Annotated in this window: 3 protein-coding genes; all 3 read left to right on the forward strand. The window is 63.6% G+C overall.

The genetic code is table 11. The features are described from left to right. Window positions 1–272 precede the first annotated feature (272 nt). Window positions 273–983 carry a sugar transferase gene (locus AC1DY5_RS45835; protein WP_478121034.1) on the forward strand — a complete coding sequence of 237 codons (711 nt, stop codon included), beginning with the start codon at window positions 273–275 and terminating at the stop codon, window positions 981–983. A 1,034-nt stretch (window positions 984–2,017) separates the two neighbouring features. Next, window positions 2,018–2,344 (forward strand): hypothetical protein, encoded by a 327-nt coding sequence (locus tag AC1DY5_RS45840; protein ID WP_478121032.1) that lies wholly within the window; start codon window positions 2,018–2,020, stop codon window positions 2,342–2,344. Between the two features lie 915 nt (window positions 2,345–3,259). Further along, window positions 3,260–3,886: hypothetical protein (locus tag AC1DY5_RS45845; protein ID WP_478121033.1), on the forward strand; the 627-nt coding region annotated here is incomplete at its 3' end.

Below are 3,886 nucleotides of genomic sequence, written 5' to 3' on the forward strand. Positions count from 1 at the left end.
TGGCGGTAGTGGCCCCGGCGGTGGCGGTGGCCCCGGTGGCGGTRGTGGCCCCGGTGGCGGTRGTGGCCCCGGCGGTGGCGGYGGTCCCGGTGGCGGTRGTGGCCCCGGCGGTGGCGGYGGYCCCGGTGGCGGTGGTGGCCCCGGCGGTGGTGGTGGCCCCGGCGGTGGTGGGCCGGGCCCCGGCCGCTGATGCCGAGCACGACGCCTACGAGACCATTTCACCTATGTCAGGGATTTTCGCGCTCTCTTTCCAACCGCTTCGGAAGCCAATCATGGACTCTGCCCGTCCCGACGCGCCGCGCAAGCGAAGCCGGTCGTACCCGGTCGGTCCTCTCCCTGAAGCTTTCCCGGAACCATGCTGTCTCACAGCCTCTCAGCGAGCACTCAAACGCTCGGTGGACATTGGGGGAGCGTTGGTCTTCTTCGTGCTCCTTGGCCCACTTTACTTGTTTGTTGCCACAGTTGTGCTCATCGGAATGGGCAGGCCAGTGCACTATTGGCAGACCCGCCTGGGCCAGGACGGCCGCCCCTTTCGCTGCTACAAGTTCCGCTCGATGGTGAAGGGGGCGGACAAAGTTCTTGAGCGCCATCTGGAGCGTGACGCCGCGGCGCGCACCCGATGGGATGAATTCCAGAAACTCGAAAACGATCCACGCATCACGCGCGTCGGGCGGGTGATCCGAAGGCTGAGCCTCGACGAGCTGCCGCAGTTCTTCAACGTGTTGAAGGGAGACATGAGTCTCGTGGGTCCTCGTCCTTGCATGCTCCGCCAGCGCAGCCTCTACGGTCAAAATTGGGCCCACTACTGCCACATGCGACCCGGCATCACCGGCCTGTGGCAGGTCAGCGGCCGCAATCGCCTTCCCTATGCTGATCGCGTTGCTCTTGACGCCCAATACGCAGCGGACTGGTCACTGCGACTTGACGCAAAGATTCTCGTGCGCACCGTCTGGGTCGTTCTGAGCGGCGACGGGTCGTCATGATCAACTCATTCAATGACGTTTTAGTCACAAGTGTGTTGCCCCCGAGGGCWTCGAGTTCCTTACGCAACCTGGTGAGCGAAAGCCACCTGCGAACACCCTGCTTCAGCACCCCCGTCTGACGGCCGAAGGATATCCATGGCACGAACCACAAACGCCATCAAGCTGGGGGGCCAGCGACGCCGCGATCATCAAGCGTGCCATCCGTGATGGCTGCGTGATGGCTAGGGTGACCTCAAGCCGAGGCTGACGCCAAGGGTAACGCAGCGATGGTTAGCGCCGAAGTTAGCGCGCAAACCAAGGCGACAGAGCGACAAGTCCTCGAGGTCAACGCCGCAGCGATTTCTGACATCTCACCCACCGCGTATCCGCCTCAGATGCTCTGTCCTGATGCCGGCGCCTGAGGAMCGAGTTAGAGCAGCAAGTTGGCCTTGAGATCGAGAACGCGCTGCTGCTGGATGAACCGGGCGAATTGCCGCGCCGACCGGACCTCAACGGGCGGGACAAGCTCAACGATCTCTACCGCAAGATCATCAGCCTCCCCGGCCGCGCCAAGACCATGAAGGACATGGGCAATTGGCCTTGAGCGCCAGGCATTCGGCCTTGACGGTGCAGAGAACGATCCCGATGCGCCAGGCGCAGGCAAGGCCCTCACGGACGCCGAGCGCGCTGTGCGTCTCTCCCGCTTCATCAATGGCAACCCAGCCGCGTCGGCTGCCATCTCCGCACTGGCAGGGAAGAAATGAGCCAGCAGCAGTTCGCCGTCTCCACTGCGGACATGCTGGAGCTCATTCAGCACGTGGCGCCCGAGGCGCGTGCGGAGCTCGACAGCATGCATATCGGCCCGTTTTGAAGGAGGTTGGCCCAATGGCTCAGAACGGCCAACAACGGACATCCGCGCCCACTCAGTCTCTGCTTTTGGCCCAGTCGCGCACTTACCGGGGTGAGCCGTCAAGGGACTTCGCGCAGACAGCGTGCCAATCGACGGCGTCCATTGGTGTCGCCAAAGCCCACTTGATCCTGCCCGAAGACGATGGATGCGCGGCAAAGCCGAAAAACTGAGACGGCTTCCTCGGGAGCCCTTTGCTTTGCGCCAAACGAACGCCACCGGTAAGCAAGTTCACATCCCGCCAGTACCTGGAATTCATCAGACTCTTGAATTCGTCGAAACTAGAGGCAGCATGGTGAACACCACCCACCAAGACGTCCAATTTCTCGACATTGCCAAGTGGCCTCTGAAAGAAGAGGTCTCCAAACGCCGAAGCGCCGATGGGGACAACGGAACCAGAGACGGTCTTGGGCCACAGGGCAAGCAAGCGCTTAAAGTCCAGGTGAGACGCATCCGTGAAGAGGTCGGTCCATGAAAGTTGGCTCATTGGTGTGTATCGCGAACGTTCACCTCAGTGCTCACGTGGTGCAACTCGCTTGCTGCACTCGCTGACCACATTCGGCGATAGCCTCGCCTCCACTCATGCTCCAATACTGCAGGCCCGATGCCGGCGGGGCGATGCGTGGCCGCAGTGCCGCTGCAAGATGCTTCCTGCCCGGTCCGCATTTGAGTCATAGAGGTCCAATCCTTTTCCATCAAGACGAGCGCCTCGAAGAGGTCGTCGTTGTCGTCACCGCGCTCACGTCGGTCGACAGTCGAACAAGAGTTGTCTTCACTGGTCTGCGCGCAATCGGCCACCGGCCCCGCCAGTGCACGGAGCCGAGGCCGAAGCGAAGGCGATGATATGGGGTGTTAGCCCTTGGGACACCAAGACATATGGGATAGCTCTTGCAGCCGGGGCAGACCGACGCCTGAAGTCGTCGGCCGCCCGGACGTACTGGCCCCGGCCGGCTCTCCGGCAGAATGCGGCCATCAGCCGAAGTTCGTGACGGCTAGGTTTGAAGGCGATTCACTTGGCCTGACCTGCTGGTAGCTGTGCGGCCAGCCATGGCAACCGGCAACAACTCGACCACCTTGACGGGCGCGCCCTAATTTGGGTTTCACAAAGTGGGCGCCGCGCTGGGCGATGGTGCCTCACCGCCCCGTCGGAGACCGTAAACGACCACAGTCTCGACGTGCGCAACGTGTGCAAGCCATCGGTCTGCAGCCCCACTGAGCGCCGGATGGCATCCCGGTCCACTACGAGTGTCACCGCCCCGAGCAGACCACGCTTCGGGCTGTTCGTTCGATCCAACACGCACCCGCCGCTGCCATCGGATTCGAGCAGAGAACCCGTGCGCTGTGTTTGGATGTCGTTCAAACACCTTGCTTCGGGGGGAAGGACATGGCGGTGAGAATCTTCGTTCTGGGCGACGCGGAGTGCCGCGCGGCGCTGAAGCAGTGGCTGCGGAGCGAGGTGTTCGCGTCGGTCGCCCGTCCCGGGCCCACCGCCTTCATCGCGCTGCCCGGCGACGACACGAGCGCGGCCCCGGACGGCGAGGTGCCGACACTCGCGATGGACGAGGCGCTCGGATCGCTGGAGGAACAGGACATCGTCGTCGTCGGCGGTGTCGGGCCGCGATTCGACGCCGCCATCGGCGCGCTCCTTCGCAACCTCTTCGACGGCCACGAGGTCCTTCGCTCGAACGACGCGGACCACCGCTTCCTCCAGGTCGCGTTGCGCTGCTACATCGGCCAGACGGAGCCAATCGGCCACGGCCGGCCGATCCATGAGGCCGGCCGGTTCGACATCCAGCCACTCGAAGCCGGCCGCGTGCCGGCCCACAAGCTCTTCATCGTCAACAGCACGCCCAAGTCGGACACCTTGCGGAAGTCGGCCATGCTCGAGACGCTGCTGGGCGTTCGCGCCCGCGAGCAGATCACGATCTCGCACATCGGCGACCTCGAACAGGACTGGAGCAAGCGCAACTACCACGCCGCCCTGACGCTAGTCCGCGACCTCCGCGCCGTCGTGGTG

Source organism: Variovorax sp. P4_D9, from assembly GCF_056401695.1.

What these genes read in the sequence shown, in the direction of transcription:
- AC1DY5_RS45835 (WP_478121034.1), top strand. Translation starts at nt 273, where the DNA reads ATGGACTCTGCCCGTCCCGACGCGCCGCGCAAGCGAAGCCGGTCGTAC.
- AC1DY5_RS45840 (WP_478121032.1), top strand. Translation starts at nt 2,018, where the DNA reads ATGCGCGGCAAAGCCGAAAAACTGAGACGGCTTCCTCGGGAGCCCTTT.